Here is a 15526-nt window from a genome sequence, read left to right on the forward strand (position 1 = left end):
CCGGCGGCCGCCGTGTTGTGCGACAGCGCACGCTCGTGCCAGAGCCGCTCCAGCCGTACGGGCTGGCCTGCTTGGCAGCGCGTGGGCAGAACCAGCGGGCCGGGTCGTCCTGCCAATGCCTGCGACCATTGCAGAAAGTCTGCGTCGTCGCATTCCAGCAGCGCAGCGTCCATGGCCTCGGTCTGCGCAATTTCCTCGATGCTCAGCTTGTCAGGCAATAGCCGTACATGACGGCGCAGTGCCTCGGGTAGCTTGTGGTGCACGGCAGTGCCAAGCGGGCTGGCTGGCCACAGGGCTTGCGAGCCGCAGGACAGTGCGGCGGCCAGTTGCAGCAGCAGCATGGTCCTGTCCTGGGCCAGACACAGGGTGCGCGGCTTGCCAAGCAGTTGGTAGAGATTGCGCTCGCCGGTGGGGCCTGGCAGCAGGCGCGCGGCATGCAGATCGGGCAGGGCCGATTGCAGGCCTTCGCAATGACTGCTGACGATGGCCTCACCATGCTGCCTGGCCCAGTGACCCAGCAGCTGCAAGGCGGCCGCGGCAGCGGAGGTGGCGGGTGCGGCAGTGCGCTGAGCCTCGCCGCACTGGTGCAGCAGCAGGCTCAGCAGCCGTAGCGGCGAGCCAGGTGCCTGCTGCAGGCGCGGCAGATACAGCGGCCCGCCGGCCTTGGGGCCGGTGCCCGACAGCCCTTCGCCGCCAAAGGGCTGAACACCGACCACGGCCCCCACCATATTGCGATTCACATACAGATTGCCTACATGTGCTGCCTGGGTGACCTGCTGCACCGTCTCGTCAATGCGTGTGTGCAAGCCCATGGTCAGGCCATAGCCCAGGGCGTTGATGCGCTCCAGCAACTGCGGCAGCTCACGCCTTTGATAGCGCAGCACATGGAGTACGGGGCCGAAGACTTCGCGCTTGAGCGGCTGCAGATCGGGCAGCTCGATCAGCGTGGGCGCCACAAAATGCCCTTGTGCGGCAGTTTCCGGGCTCAGCGGCGATTGATGGATGCGCAGGCCCAGAGCTCCCAGCCTGGCGATGTGCTGCTCGATGGCTGCCTTGGCATCGGCATCGATCACGGGGCCCACATCGGTGGCCAGCTCGGCCGGGTCGCCGCAATGCAGCTCTTGCATGGCGCCGCACAGCATGGCCAGCAGCCGGTCGGCGCAGTCGCTTTGCACGCACAGCAGGCGCAGAGCCGAGCAGCGCTGGCCGGCGCTGTCGAAGGCGGATGCAGCAATGTCCTGCACGGCTTGCTCGACCAGTGCGGATGAGTCCACCAGCATGGCGTTCTGGCCGCCGGTTTCGGCCACCAGCACCACGGGCTGGCCGTCGGGCCGCAACCTAGCGGCGGTCTGCATATTCAGCAGACGGGCAACCTCGGTGGAGCCCGTGAACAGCACGCCTGCCACACGCGCGTCGGCCACCAGCGCTGCACCCACGGTTTCGCCCCGGCCGGGCAGCAGTTGCAGCACACCAGGCCCGATGCCGGCCTGATGCAGCAGGCGCACGGCTTCCTGGGCGATCAGCGGGGTCTGCTCGGCGGGTTTGGCCAGTACTGCGTTGCCGGCTGCCAGAGCAGCGGCGACCTGTCCGGTGAAGATGGCCAGCGGAAAATTCCAGGGGCTGATGCAGACTACCGGGCCAATGCCGGGGGCGAGCAGATCCGCAGCGGCCTGTCGCCGAATCTGGGCCGCGTAATAGCGCAGAAAATCGGCGGCCTCGCGCACCTCGGCCACGGCGTTGGCGGCGGTCTTGCCGGCTTCGCGCATCAGCAGGGTCATCAGCGGCAGCATCCGGGTCTCGAAGCTGTCGGCGGCGCTCTCCAGCAGGTCGGCGCGTTGTTCGGCCGGGCTCGCCTCCCATGATGGCTGAGCCTGTACGGCTCTCTGCAGTGCCTGTTGAATCTGCGCGGGCGTGGCATCGCTGACATGGCCCAGCAGCTCCTGATGATTGGCCGGGTTGGTGATGGCGGTGCCGATGGCGTCGGCGTCGGCGTCGGCGGCATGGCCGTCCTGGGGGCGGAGTGCCGGCCGGGTTTGCACAAGCGCTTGAGACAAGGCGCCCAGCACACCGTCATCGCTCAGATCCAGGCCTGCCGAGTTGATGCGCTGCGCACCCAGCAGGCCGCGCGGCAGTCCTATGCGAGGGTGAGGCAGGCCTATGTCTTGCGCCGCATCCTGCACATCGACCGCAGCCTGAACATCGAACTGGCTTTCCGCCAGCACCTGATCTGCGGGGGCTGCTATCAGGTCGGAGATTGGCCAGTCGGGGTTGGCAATACGGTGCACGAACGAGCTGTTGGCGCCGTTCTCCAGCAAGCGGCGCACCAGATAGGCCAGCAGCGTCTCGTGCGTGCCCACAGGTGCATAGATGCGGCAGGGGCGGCGCGCGGCCTTGTCCTCGGCTTCGACCACATGACGGTAGAGAGGCTCGCCCATGCCATGCAGACATTGAAATTCATAGCTGCCTACGCTGTAGGGAAGGGCGCTGGCAAGTGATTCGATGCTTGCTACCGTCTGAGCATTGTGGGTGGCGAACTGCGGGTAAATGGCATCGGGCGCGACCAGCAGCTTGCGCGCGCAGGCGATGTAAGCCACATCGGTGTGGTGTTTACGGGTGTAGACCGGATAGTCACGCAGACCGTCGATCTGGGCGCGCTTGATCTCGCTGTCCCAGTAAGCGCCCTTGACCAGGCGCACCATCAGGCGGCGTTCGCTGCGCCGGGCCAGATCGACCAGATAGTCAATCACATAGGGGCAGCGTTTCTGATAGGCCTGGATCACAAAGCCCAGGCCGTTCCAGCCCGCCAGGCTGGGGGCATGGGCCAACTGCTCCAGCAGGTCCAGCGACAGCTCCAGCCGATCGGCTTCTTCGGCGTCGATATTGAGACCTATACCGTAGCTGCGCGCCAGCTCGCACAGCTGCAGCACGCGCGGCAGCAACTCGCTCATCACACGCTGCCACTGGGCGCGGCTGTAGCGTGGATGCAGGGCGCTGAGCTTGATGGAAATACCTGGTCCTTCATAGAGACCCATGCCGCCAGCGGCCTTGCCAATGGCATGAATCGCATCCACATAGGATTGCAGATAGCGCTGCGCGTCCTGGGCGGTAAGAGCCGCCTCGCCCAGCATGTCGTAGGAATAGCGAAAGCCTCTGGCCTGCAACTCTCGCGCGCGCTCCAGAGCCTGGGCAATGGTCTCGCCCATCACAAACTGCTCGCCCATCAGGCGCATGGCCATATCCACGGCCTTGCGCACCAGCGGCTCGCCCCCTCTGGCCGTGACACGCTTGAGCGCCGCGAGCAGGCCCGGCTCGCTATGCGTATCGACCAGCTTGCCGGTGACCACGAGCCCCCAGGCAGCGGCATTGACAAAGAGCGAAGGGCTTTTGCCCAGATGCGCCTGCCAGTCGCCGCCGCGCAGCTTGTCGCGGATCAGTGCGTCGCGCGTGGCGGCATCGGGTATGCGCAGCAATGCCTCGGCAAGGCACATCAGCGCCACGCCTTCCTGCGAGGACAGAGAGAACTCCTGCAGCAAGCCTTGCACCAGCCCCTGGCGCCCAGCGCTGGCGGGTTGGGCGCGCAGCTGCTCGACCAGCTTTTGCGCATGGGCTGCGACCTGGGCAGCCTGTGCTGGGGGCAGGGTGGCGGCCGGCAGCAGTCGGGCCACAGCATCGGTCTCGGCCATGCGGGTGGCGGCGGTAATGGCCTGGCGCAGTGTGTCGGCAGGGCGTTTGCTGCTTGGCAGCGCAGTGAAGGTCGGCATGTCGGTGCAGGTGTCAAAGAGCCTGGACGCGAGTGGGTGCGCGGCCTTCACCATGTTCACAGCTGCATTGCAAGCGGCGCGGACGCGGCTGTCTACATAGGGAAAATCATTGCTGGTTTGCCGAAGAATGAATCTCTATATTGAGTGAATTAAAGAGAGGAATTCACCAATGAATGACGCTTCAGAAGTGGATATAGACAGAATTGACCGAAAAATACTGGCAATTTTGCAAACCGATGGGCGTATCTCAAATCTGCGCCTGGCCGAACAGGTGGCGCTTTCGCCCACTGCCGTACAGGCTCGCGTGGCTCGGCTCACGCGCGACGCCTACATCCTGGGCTACGAGGCGCGTCTGAATCCGCAGAAACTGGGTGTGGGCATGACGGTGTTTGTCGAGGTGCTGCTGGATCGCACCACTCCCCACGTGTTTGATGAGTTCAAGGCCGCCGTGCTGGCCTATCCCGCCATCATGGAATGCCATATGGTGGCCGGCGGCTTTGACTATCTGCTCAAGACCCGCATGGCCGATATGGCCGCCTACCGCGACTTTGCGGGCCGGGTGCTCTGGCAGCTTCCGGGCGTGCGCGAGACCAGAACCTACGCGGTGATGGAGGAGATCAAGGACGATGCGCGGCTGCCTCTGTAGGAGAAAAGCGCGTTTGAATGAGGGGATCAGGGCTCTGTATCTGCGTTGACGCGGGCTAGCAACAACTGCTTTTTTCAGGAATGGATGGGGCGCAAAAAACATGTAAATAATTGATACACACAGAGGTGATTGCTGCAGCGCAGGCTGCGGCACAAGGCTGTGCAGTCTTTCTCGATCAATGACCAAAAAGCGGCATCTATGCGAGTCAATGCACCAGTGACACAGCGTGAGTACAGCTTTGATGAGAATGCCACTCTGATGTCCACCACGGACACGGAGAGCTACATCAAATATGCCAATCAGGCATTCATGGAGGTCAGTGGTTTCGAGCCGCAAGAGGTTCTTGGCCAGACGCACAATCTGGTGCGCCACCCGGACATGCCTGCTGCCGCTTTTGCCGATATGTGGGCCACGCTCAAGAGCGGCGAGCCCTGGAGTGCACTGGTCAAGAATCGGCGCAAGAACGGGGACCACTACTGGGTTCGCGCGAATGCCATTCCCATCATCCGCAATGACCGGGCCAAGGGCTATATGTCCGTGCGGACACAGCCCGAGCGCAAAGAGGTGGAAGCGGCGCAAAAGCTGTATGAAACCATGCACGACAAGGGCGCTGCCGCCCCCGAGCTGCACAAGGGCATCGTCTCCCAGAAAGGGCTGGGAAAAGTGCTTTCGATCTGGCGCCATATGGGGGTGCGCCGGCGCATTCGGCTGAACTTGCTGGCCTTGTGGGGCGCCCTGGTGCTCGGCGCCTGGCTGCTGGGCCAAAGCCAGATGCAGTTTCTGTCGATGGCGGCCTTCATGACGGTCGCCCTGATGGTCATGACGCTATTGCTGGAGAGCCAGTTCGCCACGCCGCTGGAGCTGCTCAAGCGTCAGTCGCTGAACGTGGCAACCGGCAACAACCGGCAGACGGAATATCTGCAGCGCACGGATGAAATCGGCACCACGCTGCGTACGGTCAACCAGATCGGTCTCATGTTTCGCTGGCTGGTGGACGATGTGAATCAGCAGGCTCTGAATGTTCAGCAGGCCTGCAATGATATTGAGCAAGGCAACAGCTATCTGCACGGGCAGACGGAGCAGCTGGCGGTGAATGTGGCGCAGACCTCGGCATCCATGGAGCAGATCACGGCCCGGGTTCAGTCCAGCGCCGATACGGCGCAAAAAGCCGGTGTGCTTGCCAGCGAAGCCAGTGCAGCGGCCCTGCGCGGGGGGCAGTCCATGAATCAGATCGTCGCCACCATGGACTCCATTACCGCCAACTCTCGCCGTATCGCCGACATCGTCGGAGTGATTGACAGCATTGCGTTTCAAACCAATTTACTGGCCCTGAATGCGGCCGTGGAGGCAGCCCGTGCGGGCGAGCACGGCAGGGGCTTTGCGGTGGTTGCTGGCGAGGTAAGGGCACTGGCTCAGCGCAGCGCCGATGCCGCCAAGGAGATCAAGGCGCTCATTCAGGCCAGCACTGCCAATATCGAGGCCGGCTCTCTCGTCGTGACCGATGCAGGGCGCAACATCGGCGATATCGTTTCCCAGGCCCGCAGCGTGGCGGACTTCATTGCCGAGATCAGCAAGGCCACGCGCGAGCAGAGCGAGGAGATCACCCAGGTCGGCAAGTCGGTGGCGGACATGGACTATCTGACGCAGCAGAACGCACAGCTGGTGACTCAGGGCGCGCAGGCCTCCAGCAGCATGCAATGGCAGGTGAAAAATCTCGTGGAAGCGATTGGCGTGTTCCGGTAGCAGGCGAATTCAGGGCAGTCCGATGGCCGCGATGGGCTGTGGGCTGCCCTGCTTGGGACAGATGCGGGCGATCTGCCCGCGACAAGTACCTCAGCCCCAGAGCACTGGCTTGTTCACCATCAAATAATAGGTACCGGCCATGGCCACAAAGGCGGGGTAGCCCAGGGCCTCCCAGCGCAGCTGATACTGCCGGAAAAGCGGCGGCAGGGCCTGGCTCTGGCTATGCGCCTGATTTGCCATCGCTGCCATGCGGATCTGCAGCCAGACCACGGGCAGCCAGCAAATGCCGGCCAGCGCATACAAGCCCAGCGAAAGCGCGAGCCAGGGCGTGGTGAGTGGCCAGCCTGCGAGATAGGCCATTGCAATGCCCGTGATCGGTTGAATAAAGACGCAGGGGGTGGTGAACCACCAGTCGGCCCGAACCACCAGGCGGCTGACCACGGCCTGGGCCGCGACCGAACCGCTGCGGTTGGCAAAGAACATATAGAAGGCCGAACCCAGGCCGGTGCCGACCAGCAGCACGCTGGAGAGGATGTGCAGCGTCTTGAGCAGCAGATAGGTATTCATGATTCAAGCCTGTGGGAAGATTTGTGTGCCTGCAGCAAAAACCACAGCATGGCGGCGATGGGCAGGTTCTTGAGCAGCGGCCCGAGCGGATGCAGCCACAGCGCGGGTTGAAGAGCCGTGCCGATCACGGTCATGGCCGTCATCAGCAACAGGGCTGTCAGATAGCTGGCTCGTCCCGGGCGCAACAGCAAGGCCAGGCCCAGAGCCAAATCGGCCAGCAGGCCGGACCAGATCAGCAGTGCCTGCCAGCGTGCATCGAGGATGCCTCCGTCGGCCAGCAGGCGTGCACCTTCGTGCCTGAGTCCCGAGAGTCCGAAATAGTCCAGCGCGCTGACGAGGGCCGTACCCAGCCAGACGACGACCAGGCTGGCGTGCATGTATCTGGCCGCCTGTTCGCTGGCGTGGTTTCCGTTCTGCAGATCAGGCATGACGGCGGCCTTCTCTGGGCACGGTACCCAGCATGGCACCCGGAGCCACAGGAGCACGCCCCAGCAACGTGGCCAGGGTCCGGGGATCGGTGACGTTGTCGTTTTCCAGCAAGGCCATGGTTTCACTGCACCAGGGCAGGTTGGGGATCTGGTCGCCGACTCTGGCGCTGCCCTTGCTCATCCAGTCGGGCAGGGCATATACCGATGCCGGGCCATAACCCATCTGGCTGCGCAGGCTGGCGATGAAGGCCTCTGTCGAAAGCGGCTCGGGGCCGCCGATTTCGACCATGCCTTCGGGAGCGTCGGATGTCGCCATATGCGCGAGCACATCGGCCAGATCACGCACGGCCACGGGCTGTATCTGGCTGCTGCGCATGAGTTCGGGCAGCAGCAACAGGGGCAGCCTGGCCAGATTCATGAACAGCTGGCTGCTGGCGCCCCCCGCACCGAAGATGATGCTGGGGCGCACGACGACGGGATTGAGCAGGCCCTGCCTGCCCAGTGCCAGCAGATGTTCGTCGGCTGCGCGCTTCGTGGTGGCGTACTGGGTGCCGCTCAGTCCCGCGCCCAGTGCCGAGACCTGAACCACGCGGCGCACGCCGGCCTGGGCGCAGGCATCGAACAGCGCCATGGGGGCCAGAGCGTGCAGGGTCTGCAGATCCTGGCCGGGCTTGTCGCGCAGGGCGCCTACGGCATTGATGACGGCGTCGATGCCATGCAAATGCTCAAGCCATGTCTCGGCCGTCGTGCAGACGCCGAAATCCAGAGGCGGCTGGCTGTGGCGGCTGCGCACCACGGGGTCGTGGTCCAGCAGGGCCAGGGCATTCACGATATGTCGGCCCAGAAAACCGGTGCCGCCGCAGATCAGAACTCGCATACGCTACTCCTTTTCAGTTTTCTGCCTTGACAGAATTCAGCTCCGTTTCAGTCGTTGTCCTTGCCCTGGCCGCCATCCCTGCCGCGGACAAAGCGCTGGACGCTGGCACCCAGGCGCAGGATCTTGTCCAGCGTGGCAGGGGACAGACGCAGCATTTCGTCGGTCCAGATGCCCAGCGAATCCATGAGGCGCAAGGTCTCGTGCACGCGGTCCTGGGTATCGGCTGTCTCTTGCTCGAATTCGGGCCTGGCGATCAGCTCACGCAGCAGCGCGCTGGTGGGATCGAACTCGCGCTGCTTGCGCTCTCGCACAATGGTGCGCAACAACTCCCAGACATCGGCCGAGGTCTCGAAATACTCGCGCCGGTCGCCGCTCCTGCGGCTGGTGCGAATCAGGTTCCAGTTCAGCAGCTCCTTGAGGCTGTTGCTGACGTTGGAGCGGGCCGCGCCCAGGGTTTCGCAAATTTCATCGGCATTGAGGGGGCGGCCATGAAAGAACAGCAGTGCATGAATTTGCGCCACCGTGCGGTTCACGCCCCAGGCGTTCCCCATGTCTCCCCAGTGGTGCACAAAGCGTTCAGCGATAGGACTCAGTTGCATGGGATGCAGTGTGGTCCTGCTTGAAATTTCTGTCAATACAGAAATTTGTGTTTTTTAAGCAACCGCTTTTCTGCTTCTGGCAATGCTCATGGGATAGTCCACTCCGGTGGGTAGGATTGGAGACGAATTTTCTTTGGCTGAAGAAAATTCGAACAGATTCGCTCGCTGTGTCCGTACTCGTAAAATAGCCGCATTACAGGGGCATGGAGCCCCGTCAGGGAAGGGAGAGTTCATGACCGCTGCATCCGCCTTGCGTGCCGCCTTGATTTTGTCGGCCTGCGCTTTGGCCCAGGCCGCGTCGGCTGCCTGCTATTTTGTCTATGCGCCCAATAACGAGCTGATCTATCGCTCCAATGTGGCGCCGGTCGATCTCTCCTTGCCCCTGCACCAGACGGTGTCGCAGCTCTCCCCCGGAGCGCGCATGTTTTTCTCGCTCGACGAGTACAACTGCGCCACGGAGGTCAATCTGATTGCCGAGCGTGCCCAGATTGCCGCGGCGCGCAACAACCGCGAGCGTCGCCTGCGCGAAGAGCAGCGCTTCTGATTACATAGCTGCAAGCGCTTGGCCAACAAGCGTTTGAGGCAATTTTGATGTTTGTTATCTGGCTCGCGGCAGTTGCAGGGGCCAGGGCGTCATCCCGCAGTCCGTGCAGTTTTTTGCCGTGGTCTGCCCTCGGGTATGGGGTGGCCTGAGACAATCGGCCACCATGAGTGAATCCCGCGACAACAAAATTCCCGAGAACCTGCCCGAAGTCCCGTCTGATGCCCCGGCGTTGCCCGAGGGCTGGCTGGAAGTGCTGTCCATGGACATGGATGCCCAGGGTGTAGCCCGCAAGCCCGATGGCAAGGTCGTCTTCATCGACGGCGCCCTGACCGGTGAAATCGTCAGCGCCAACACCCATCGCAAGAAGAACAACTGGGAAGCAGCCACGCTGACCGAAATCCATCGCGAATCCTCGCAGCGCGTGACGCCTGGCTGCCCTAATTTCGGCCTGCACGCCGGTGCCTGCGGCGGCTGCAAGATGCAGCATCTGCATGTGGCGGCCCAGGTCGCGATCAAGCAGCGTGTGCTGGAGGACAACCTCTGGCATCTGGCCAAGGTCAAGCCCGAGACGCTGCTGCGCCCCATCGAAGGGCCGGCCTGGGGCTATCGCTTCCGCTCGCGCCTGTCGGTGCGCTATGTGGCCAAGAAGGGCAAGGTGCTGGTGGGCTTTCACGAGCGCAAGAGCCGCTACATCGCCGACATGGAAGTCTGCAAGATTTTGCCGCCCCATGTGAATGCCATGCTCATGCCCATGCGCGCTCTGATCGCCAGCATGGATGCCCGCGAAACCTGCCCGCAGATCGAAGTGGCTTGCGGTGACCATGTCACCGCCCTGGTGCTGCGCCATCTGGAACCTCTGTCGGACGCCGACAAGCAGCGCCTGCGCGACTTCGCTGCCGCGCAGAACGTGCAATGGTGGCTGCAGCCCAAGGGGCCGGATACCGTGCACCTGATGGAAGAAGGCGGCACACAGCTGTCCTATGGTCTGCCGGACTTCGGCATCACCATGCCTTTCAAGCCTACCGACTTCACCCAGGTCAATCCGCATATCAACCGCGTGCTGGTCACGCGCTCGCTGCGCCTGCTCGATGCAAAAAAGGACGAGCGCGTCATCGACTGGTTCTGCGGCCTGGGCAATTTCACGCTGCCGATCGCCACCATGGCGCGCGAGGTGCTGGGCATCGAAGGCTCGGAAACCCTGGTCAAGCGTTCGCACGAAAACTACGCTGGCAACAATGCCACGCGCAGCGAAGACGACAAGCTGGCTCCCACCAGCTTCGTGGCGCGAAATCTGTTCGAGATGACGCCTGCCATGCTGATTGCCGACGGCAACTCCGACAAATGGCTGGTCGATCCCCCGCGTGAAGGCGCGTTTGCCCTGTCCAAGGCGCTGGCCGATATTCACCAGATCCGCATCGGCGCCAAGCAGACCGGTGTGGCCAGCGAAGAGCAGCCCGATTTGCTGCCGCCGCTGCCCGAGGGTCAGGAGAACTGGCAGTTCCCCAAGCGCATTGTCTATGTGAGCTGCAACCCGGCCACGCTGGCGCGCGATGCGGGCTTGCTGGTGCATCAGGCGGGCTATCGCTGCGTGGCCGCGGGTGTGGTGAATATGTTCCCGCATACGGCGCATGTAGAGTCCATGGCCGTTTTCGAGCGCGCCTAAGAGCGCAAGCGCATGAACTGCGCCGGCATGGCGCAGTTCAGCCGCCTAAGGTGGTGTCCAGAATCATCATCAAGACAAAGCCCAGCATGAGCCCTGTGGTGGCCCAGGCTTCATGGCCTTTGCGATGCGATTCGGGAATGATTTCGTGGCTGATGACAAACAGCATGGCACCAGCGGCGAAGCCAAGACCCCAGGGCAGCAGCATGGTGGAGCTGCTGACCACGATGGCGCCTATCACGGCGCCCAGCGGCTCGATCAACCCTGTCAGAGCCCCCAGCACCACTGCAAAACTGCGGGTATAGCCGGCTGCCAGCAAAGAGGCAGCGACGACAAAGCCCTCGGGCACATCCTGTATGGCAATGCCCAGCGTCAGCGAGCTGGCACGCAGCCCCTCGTTGGCGGCATAACCCACGCCTATGGCCAGGCCCTCCGGAAGATTGTGCAGGGTGATGGCAATGACAAACAGCCAGGTGCGCCGCAGCTGCTTGGCATCGGCGCCTTCACGGCCTTTGATGAAGTGCTCGTGCGGCAGCAGGCGATCCATGACCAGCAGGGCTGCACCTCCGAGCAAGATGGCTGCGCCGATCAAGGCACCGCTCAGCCATTCGCTGCTGGCGGGCGAGGTCGCTGCCTTGGCGGCTTCCAGTCCGGGGAGGATCAATGAAAAGGCGCAGGCAGCCAGCATCACGCCTGCGCCAAAGCCAAACAGCGTGTCCTGTGTGCGCTCGGACGGATGTTGGGTCAGCAGCACCGGCAAAGCGCCCAGGGCGGTCGCCAGCGCCGCCACGCTGCCGCCCAGCAGTGCATTCAATGCTGCGGGATTGATCTGCAGCTGCTTCCAGACCATGGATGCCAGCACCAGAGCACCGGCCGCAGAGATCAGCAGCCCGAGCCTGGTCCTGAGCGGCAGGGGCGTCTGGCTGGAGGAGGCGGTCTGCAGTCCGTCCGGGCCCATGGTTCAGCTCCTGACAGCCTGGGTGGCAGCGAAGCGGCGCGCCACTTCATTCCAGTCCACCACGTTGTAGAAGGCGGCGATGTATTCGGGGCGGCGGTTCTGGTATTTCAGGTAATAGGCATGCTCCCAGACGTCCAGGCCCAGAATCGGCGTGTTGCCGCTGCCAATGCCAAGCATCAGAGGGTTGTCCTGGTTGGCGCTGCTTTCCACATGCAGCTTGCCGCTGCGGTCCACGCTGAGCCAGGCCCAGCCACTGCCAAAGCGGCTGATGGCAGCCTTGGTGAATTCGGTCTTGAAGTTCTCGAAGCCGCCAAGGTCCTTGTCAATGGCTGCTGCAAGAGCGTTCTGCGGTAGACCTCCGCCGCTCGGAGACATGACTTGCCAGAACAGGCTGTGATTGGCATGGCCGCCGCCGTTGTTGCGCACTGCTTGACGCAGCGTTTGCGGCAGTGATTCAACCTTGGCGAGCAGATCGTCCAGCGACCATTGCGCGTACTCGCTGCCTTCGAGCGCCGCATTGAGGTTGTTGACATAGGTCTGATGGTGCCTGGAGTAGTGGATCTCCATGGTTTGCGCATCGATATGCGGCTCCAGTGCCGCGTAGTCGTAGGCCAGTGGGGGCAGGGTATAGCTCATGAGTGAATGCCTTGGCAGTGAGAGAGAGGGGTCAGTGCAGTGATGAATGCACGGACTCGAAGCTGGCAAGGCGGGACTGCCTGTCGCTGGCGGGGTGAGTGAGAGGGAAAGCGGATGTCGAGGCGCAGACGCCCGCGGCGGCATGAGGGGCTGCTGCTCCGTGCTCGGCCCGTGTGGCCAGCAGCTGAGGCAGATGACGGTATATCGCGAGACTCAGGGAAGGGCTGGCGCAGCCCTGCTGCAGCAGTGACATCAGGGTCTGCTGCGCCTCATGCAGACATTCGGAGGACGAACCCGGCTGGCCTGCGGCGGCAAAGGCATCAGCCAGATTCAGGTGGGCCACGACAAAGGCCGCAACGCGGTCATCGTCGGCAATGTCTCCGGGTTCCGCGCCGAGTAGTTGCAGACCCAGTTGCTGCGCATGGCGATAGTGCTTTTGTGCCGAGAGATGGCGATGCTCCAGTGTTGCCGCCATCGCCGTGCGGGTGTGCCGCTTCCATGCGGACAGCAGATCGGCAGCCGAGGCGTTTGTCGTGCGGACTCTCATGAGGCGCCCTCGATGCAGGCTTGGGCTGCCACGACTTTTCCGTCCTCTCCTGATGGATGAATGCGCACCACCCGCAAGGCGTTCGGCTGATCCACCAACAGGCAGGTCTTGCCGGTGCGCTTGCAGTGATCCTTCACGCGCCAGTAGGCGCCATCGCTGATGCAGCCCGTCTGGCAGATCACCAGATCGGCAGCGTGCAGACTGTCCTCCAGCAACTGCTGCTCGGCCAGGGCCTGGCTGTCGGCAGCCTCGACCACAGGCCAGTCAATGCCGGCCGCCGTGGCTGCCTGCGATGCTGGGGGTACCTGAGGGGGGGCTTGCACCAGATTCAGTGCCATGGCCTGGGCCAACGCGTGGCGCTGCTCCCGCTCCCAGGCCAGAGCGCTGTCGCGGACAATGACTTTGGCCCTGAGGTGCACCAGCTGCCGCTTGAGCGCCTCCACTTCGCGTGCCAGCGATTGCATCTGTGCCGTGCAGCGGGTCTGCACTTCCATATAGGTCAGCATGAGAGCCTCATGCTCAAGGCGTAGTTGGTTGAAGTCATCATCTGGCACGGCAGTCTTGTCCCCATGGTTGAGAGCACAACAGAACTCGTCGCTGGGATGCGCGTATGTGCAGCTAAGAATGGAATCAATAATTCATGAATATAAATGAGAATTGTTTGTATTCAATACACGCAAAGAAAATATGACATCCGGGAGTGCGTGGACAGGGCGGTTACCGGACATAAAAAAAGCCGTAGCAGTGTTGTTGCTACGGCCTGTGCCGATCGATGTTCAGTGACAGGGCCAGGAGCTCATGCTCCGGGCCTGCCATCAGCGATTTCAGCTGCGGTTACGGCTGCTGCCGTTGTCTGGCTCTGCGGCGCCGCGTTTCTCGGTGGCACTCTGCCCCAGCACGGAAGGCACGCCTTCGATCTTGTTGGAGCGCATGTATTCATCCATGTCCTTCCAGCCCGCAAACACCAGCGCCTTGGGTGCCTTGGGGTTGAGGACGTAGCAGTCTTCCAGTCCGCGCATGGCGTGCCGACAGGCGCCGCCAATGGCCTTGGCTTCGGATTCGCGCGCCACGGTGCGTGGATCAGGGCCCAGGCCCGGAATATCTTCGATCTTGCAGCCTGCCAGTATCAGAGGCAGCAGGGCAATGGCAAGTGCGCGGGGAAGGTGGTTTGGCTTCATCTTGTTTGCTTATCGGCAGTGGCAGCCGGTAATTTAGGCCATGGCTGAAATTTCCATTGCGGCGATGGTCGTGCCCGACATCAGCAGATTACTGCAAACAAAAAGGAGTGCGCAAGGCACTCCTTCTTGACCGAGCAGCAGCGAGGCTTAGTCGCGGTCGCCGCCCATGATGCCGAGCAGGGCCAGCAGGCTCTGGAACACGTTGAACAGGTCCAGGTACAGGGCCAGGGTGGCGCTGATGTAGTTGGTCTCGCCGCCGTCGATGATCTGCTTGAGGTCATACAGCATGTAAGCGGAGAAGATGCCGATAGCCAGCATGGAGATGGCCATCATGCCTGCCGTGGAGCCCACGAAGACGTTGATGATGGCGCCCACCATCAGCACCAGAGCGCCAACGAACAGGAACTTGCCCATGCCCGACAGGTCGCGCTTGATCACGGTGGCCAGCATGGCCATCACGAAGAACACGCCGGCGGTGCCAGCAAATGCCGTCATGATCAGCTGGGTGCCGTTGGAGAAGCCCAGGATCATGCCGATCAGGCGCGAGAGCATCAGGCCCATGAAGAAGGTAAAGGCCAGCAGCACGGGAACGCCGGCGGCGCTGTGCTTGGTCTTCTCGATCGCGAACATGAAGCCGAAGGCGCCGACCATGAACACGATCAGGCCCACGCCGCCCGTCAGCGCGCGAGTCATGCCAGTGGCTACGCCCAGCCAAGCGCCCAGCACGGTGGGGATCAGGCTGAGTGCCAGCAGCCAGTAGGTATTGCGCAAGACACGGTTGCGCTCTTGCTGCGAGACACCGTAGCCCGCAGAGCCCAGTGTGGTGACTTGTTCGTTCATGTAGCCATTCCTCCTTCAGGAATTGTGGGTTGAAACATTGTCATTCTAGGTGGGGGTCTTGAGAAGCCTTTGCAATACCCCGTTGCAATGCGGCAGTTTTAGGATGGAATGTTTTTCACATCGCATCTACTTTTGCCTGCAAAGTACAGAATATGCTTGCTGCATTGACAATCCAACGGAGCTTTTTATCTCATGAAAACCAAGCACGAACTCGAACTGGCCGATGTGAAAGCCATCGCTGCGGCTGCCGAAGCTGAAGCACTGAAGAACAACTGGCCCGTGACGATCTCCATCGTGGACGACGGTGGCCATCTGCTGCTGTTGCAGCGCATGGATGGTGCTGCTCCCATCTCTTCCCATATCGCCCCCGCCAAGGCGCGCTCTGCAGCCGTGGGCCGCAAGGACACAAAGGCTTTCGAAGACATGATCAACAACGGCCGTACCGCCTTCCTGAGCGCTCCCTTTGTGGACGGTCTGCTCGAAGGTGGCGTGGCCATCGTCAAGGACGGCCAGGTACTGGGCGCCGTGGGTGTCTCCGGCGT

General features: G+C 62.5%; 16 protein-coding genes. 5 read left to right on the forward strand and 11 right to left on the reverse strand.

Going from position 1 to position 15526, the window contains the following annotated elements; genetic code table 11:
- Positions 1-3815, reverse strand: a 3815-nt coding sequence (gene putA, locus ACLBXN_RS17725) for a trifunctional transcriptional regulator/proline dehydrogenase/L-glutamate gamma-semialdehyde dehydrogenase (RefSeq protein ID WP_447613000.1), incomplete at its 3' end; no start/stop codon positions are given.
- Positions 3816-3930: 115 nt separating this feature from the next.
- Here putA and ACLBXN_RS17730 point away from each other — a divergent pair.
- Together ACLBXN_RS17730 and ACLBXN_RS17735 are read left to right on the forward strand one after the other, a co-directional pair.
- The gene (locus ACLBXN_RS17730) at positions 3931-4407 is read left to right on the forward strand and encodes an Lrp/AsnC ligand binding domain-containing protein (protein WP_003053519.1); all 477 of its coding nucleotides are present in this window, start codon (positions 3931-3933) and stop codon (positions 4405-4407) included.
- Positions 4408-4605: 198 nt separating this feature from the next.
- A complete protein-coding gene (locus tag ACLBXN_RS17735; protein ID WP_447613001.1) occupies positions 4606-6150 on the forward strand; it encodes a methyl-accepting chemotaxis protein in 1545 nt (514 codons plus the stop codon).
- A 90-nt stretch (positions 6151-6240) separates the two neighbouring features.
- Here the strand turns inward: ACLBXN_RS17735 and ACLBXN_RS17740 are convergent, their stop codons facing one another.
- The 4 genes from ACLBXN_RS17740 to ACLBXN_RS17755 are packed head-to-tail and all read right to left on the reverse strand — an operon-like array spanning position 6241 to position 8621.
- Positions 6241-6717, reverse strand: a complete 477-nt coding sequence (locus ACLBXN_RS17740) for a DUF2269 family protein (RefSeq protein WP_407713585.1) — start codon at positions 6715-6717, stop codon at positions 6241-6243.
- Positions 6714-7145, reverse strand: a complete 432-nt coding sequence (locus ACLBXN_RS17745) for a DoxX-like family protein (RefSeq protein WP_447613002.1) — start codon at positions 7143-7145, stop codon at positions 6714-6716. The genes ACLBXN_RS17740 and ACLBXN_RS17745 overlap by 4 nt, the downstream gene beginning before the upstream one ends.
- Positions 7138-8022, reverse strand: coding sequence for an NAD-dependent epimerase/dehydratase family protein (locus tag ACLBXN_RS17750; RefSeq protein ID WP_447613003.1), 885 nt, complete (start codon positions 8020-8022; stop codon positions 7138-7140). Before ACLBXN_RS17750 ends, ACLBXN_RS17745 begins: the two co-directional genes overlap by 8 nt.
- Before the next feature lie 47 nt (positions 8023-8069).
- Complete coding sequence (locus tag ACLBXN_RS17755) at positions 8070-8621, reverse strand: GbsR/MarR family transcriptional regulator (protein ID WP_003053524.1); 552 nt, start codon at positions 8619-8621, stop codon at positions 8070-8072.
- Positions 8622-8853: 232 nt separating this feature from the next.
- Here ACLBXN_RS17755 and ACLBXN_RS17760 point away from each other — a divergent pair, with 232 nt between their 5' ends.
- Positions 8854-9165, forward strand: coding sequence for a hypothetical protein (locus ACLBXN_RS17760; protein ID WP_003053526.1), 312 nt, complete (start codon positions 8854-8856; stop codon positions 9163-9165).
- A gap of 163 nt (positions 9166-9328) precedes the next feature.
- Positions 9329-10828, forward strand: a complete 1500-nt coding sequence (rlmD, locus tag ACLBXN_RS17765; RefSeq protein WP_447613004.1) for a 23S rRNA (uracil(1939)-C(5))-methyltransferase RlmD — start codon at positions 9329-9331, stop codon at positions 10826-10828.
- Between the two features lie 37 nt (positions 10829-10865).
- Here the strand turns inward: rlmD and ACLBXN_RS17770 are convergent, their stop codons facing one another.
- The 6 genes from ACLBXN_RS17770 to ACLBXN_RS17795 all read right to left on the reverse strand — a co-directional run bounded on the left by ACLBXN_RS17770 (position 10866) and on the right by ACLBXN_RS17795 (position 14984).
- A complete protein-coding gene (locus ACLBXN_RS17770; RefSeq protein WP_447613005.1) occupies positions 10866-11783 on the reverse strand; it encodes a ZIP family metal transporter in 918 nt (305 codons plus the stop codon).
- Between the two features lie 3 nt (positions 11784-11786).
- Complete coding sequence (locus tag ACLBXN_RS17775; RefSeq protein ID WP_447613006.1) at positions 11787-12419, reverse strand: superoxide dismutase; 633 nt, start codon at positions 12417-12419, stop codon at positions 11787-11789.
- Positions 12420-12450: 31 nt separating this feature from the next.
- On the reverse strand, positions 12451-12966 hold the full coding sequence (locus ACLBXN_RS17780) for a hypothetical protein (RefSeq protein ID WP_447613007.1): 516 nt from the start codon (positions 12964-12966) through the stop codon (positions 12451-12453).
- Positions 12963-13472, reverse strand: a complete 510-nt coding sequence (locus tag ACLBXN_RS17785; RefSeq protein WP_211458772.1) for a DUF2325 domain-containing protein — start codon at positions 13470-13472, stop codon at positions 12963-12965. The genes ACLBXN_RS17780 and ACLBXN_RS17785 overlap by 4 nt, the downstream gene beginning before the upstream one ends.
- A gap of 318 nt (positions 13473-13790) precedes the next feature.
- Positions 13791-14144: a hypothetical protein gene (locus ACLBXN_RS17790; protein WP_447613008.1), complete on the reverse strand. Its 354-nt coding sequence runs from the start codon at positions 14142-14144 to the stop codon at positions 13791-13793.
- A 147-nt stretch (positions 14145-14291) separates the two neighbouring features.
- The gene (locus tag ACLBXN_RS17795; RefSeq protein ID WP_003053535.1) at positions 14292-14984 is read right to left on the reverse strand and encodes a Bax inhibitor-1/YccA family protein; all 693 of its coding nucleotides are present in this window, start codon (positions 14982-14984) and stop codon (positions 14292-14294) included.
- A gap of 192 nt (positions 14985-15176) precedes the next feature.
- Here ACLBXN_RS17795 and ACLBXN_RS17800 point away from each other — a divergent pair.
- Positions 15177-15526 (forward strand): heme-binding protein (locus tag ACLBXN_RS17800; protein ID WP_447613009.1); only part of this gene is annotated, 350 nt, incomplete at its 3' end.

The organism is Comamonas sp. C24C (genome assembly GCF_053345995.1).

What these genes read in the sequence shown, in the direction of transcription:
- ACLBXN_RS17730 (WP_003053519.1), top strand. Translation starts at nt 3,931, where the DNA reads ATGAATGACGCTTCAGAAGTGGATATAGACAGAATTGACCGAAAAATA.
- ACLBXN_RS17735 (WP_447613001.1), top strand. Translation starts at nt 4,606, where the DNA reads ATGCGAGTCAATGCACCAGTGACACAGCGTGAGTACAGCTTTGATGAG.
- ACLBXN_RS17740 (WP_407713585.1), bottom strand. Translation starts at nt 6,717, where the DNA reads ATGAATACCTATCTGCTGCTCAAGACGCTGCACATCCTCTCCAGCGTG.
- ACLBXN_RS17745 (WP_447613002.1), bottom strand. Translation starts at nt 7,145, where the DNA reads ATGCCTGATCTGCAGAACGGAAACCACGCCAGCGAACAGGCGGCCAGA.
- ACLBXN_RS17750 (WP_447613003.1), bottom strand. Translation starts at nt 8,022, where the DNA reads ATGCGAGTTCTGATCTGCGGCGGCACCGGTTTTCTGGGCCGACATATC.
- ACLBXN_RS17755 (WP_003053524.1), bottom strand. Translation starts at nt 8,621, where the DNA reads ATGCAACTGAGTCCTATCGCTGAACGCTTTGTGCACCACTGGGGAGAC.
- ACLBXN_RS17760 (WP_003053526.1), top strand. Translation starts at nt 8,854, where the DNA reads ATGACCGCTGCATCCGCCTTGCGTGCCGCCTTGATTTTGTCGGCCTGC.
- rlmD (WP_447613004.1), top strand. Translation starts at nt 9,329, where the DNA reads ATGAGTGAATCCCGCGACAACAAAATTCCCGAGAACCTGCCCGAAGTC.
- ACLBXN_RS17770 (WP_447613005.1), bottom strand. Translation starts at nt 11,783, where the DNA reads ATGGGCCCGGACGGACTGCAGACCGCCTCCTCCAGCCAGACGCCCCTG.
- ACLBXN_RS17775 (WP_447613006.1), bottom strand. Translation starts at nt 12,419, where the DNA reads ATGAGCTATACCCTGCCCCCACTGGCCTACGACTACGCGGCACTGGAG.
- ACLBXN_RS17780 (WP_447613007.1), bottom strand. Translation starts at nt 12,966, where the DNA reads ATGAGAGTCCGCACGACAAACGCCTCGGCTGCCGATCTGCTGTCCGCA.
- ACLBXN_RS17785 (WP_211458772.1), bottom strand. Translation starts at nt 13,472, where the DNA reads ATGCTGACCTATATGGAAGTGCAGACCCGCTGCACGGCACAGATGCAA.
- ACLBXN_RS17790 (WP_447613008.1), bottom strand. Translation starts at nt 14,144, where the DNA reads ATGAAGCCAAACCACCTTCCCCGCGCACTTGCCATTGCCCTGCTGCCT.
- ACLBXN_RS17795 (WP_003053535.1), bottom strand. Translation starts at nt 14,984, where the DNA reads ATGAACGAACAAGTCACCACACTGGGCTCTGCGGGCTACGGTGTCTCG.